This window comes from Streptomyces sp. NPDC043867 (assembly GCF_056435845.1).
Map to the genome: position 1 here is coordinate 1 of NZ_JBWKDS010000094.1, position 1,284 is coordinate 1,284.

Sequence of the window (1,284 nt, forward strand, 5' to 3'; positions counted from 1 at the left end):
AGGGGGAAGAGGGGGGGGGGGGGAGGGTGGGGGGGGAGGGGGGGAGAAGAAAGAACGGGGGACGCCAAGAAAAAAAACGAACGGAGAAGGGGGGGGGGGGGGGGGGGACCCCCCCCCCCCCCCCCCCCCCGACCCGGCCCCCACGGGCCCACACCCCACACGCGCACGTCACCTCCGTGCGATCCGGCCAGGCCAGCACCCCGCCCGGCCCCATTCACCCGCGCCGCCGCGAGTTGAGCTGCCCAACGGGCCTGCTCCTCGCCGCCACCCCGCGCGATCCCCCAAGCGAGGACACCCCCATGATCCCGGTCAAGAGCACCGAACAGCAGCGCGCCGCCTACACGCAGGCAATCGTGGACAAGTGGAACAGCGCTACTTCTGATCAGAAGCAGCGCGGACGCGATTGGTACGCCATGGCACACCGATTCGCCGCCGAAATCTCCGAAGGAGAAACAGTAAAGGGCGCGGGAGTCCTCGCGGCTCTGTCCGCCAACAAGTCATGGGCCGAAAATTGTAGGCTCGCCCGCAAAGCTTTCATCGAGGGCGCGGCAAGCGGACACGTCCGTGACGCGATCACCAAGGCAAACCGAATCATGGCGGGAACCGACCCGAGCGAGGTTCTGCCCATGCACATCAAAACGGGGCACTTCTACGTATGTATTGCCGACCCCGAGAACGCCGAAGCGGTGGTAATTGATCGTCACGCGCACGACATTGCAGTGCGCGAGATCTACGGGCAGCGAAATCGAGGACTGGGAACCCTCAGCCGGTACAACCTACTCGCCGATTGCTACCGTACCGCCGCCCAGAAAATCGGAGAAGTGCCCAGCAAGGTGCAAGCGGTGACTTGGGTAGCTCACATCGAGCGCCCGAGTAGGGGAGGGGAAGCATAACCCCAATCTCTACACAGCAGCATGGCATGATGCATCAACCTTCCGGTACTCGGTGGATTCGATCCCGCATCGCGGGTCCCGGTACGGCTCTTTGAAGGTACGCTGACGGCACGGCAACTGGATCCCGATCGGGAAGAGGGGAGGGGCGGTGAGGCGGGTGGAGCGCAGTGGAGCCCGTCACTGCGGCGAGGCTGGCACCCCGTCAGGCCGACAGTCCGTCACCTCCGTTGCGGGGGTGGTAGCTGGGATTCCCAAGCCCTACACAGTCCCGCGCGCGATGCACCGCCCCTTGCCGCCAGCCCAGGCAACCGCGCTTGCGCGGGTGCCCACAATTCGCGCTTGCGCGAATTGCCCTGCCTTTTGAATTCCGCTTGCGGAATTCCATTCCCGC

1 protein-coding gene is annotated in these 1,284 nt (G+C 65.4%); it reads left to right on the forward strand.

Annotated features, from left to right (window positions below; all coding sequences use genetic code 11):
- The first annotated feature begins 299 nt into the window (after positions 1–299).
- Entirely contained in the window at positions 300–893 is a 594-nt protein-coding gene (locus AC069T_RS37975) for a DUF7178 family protein (protein ID WP_478787085.1), read from the forward strand.
- Positions 894–1,284: the final 391 nt, after the last annotated feature.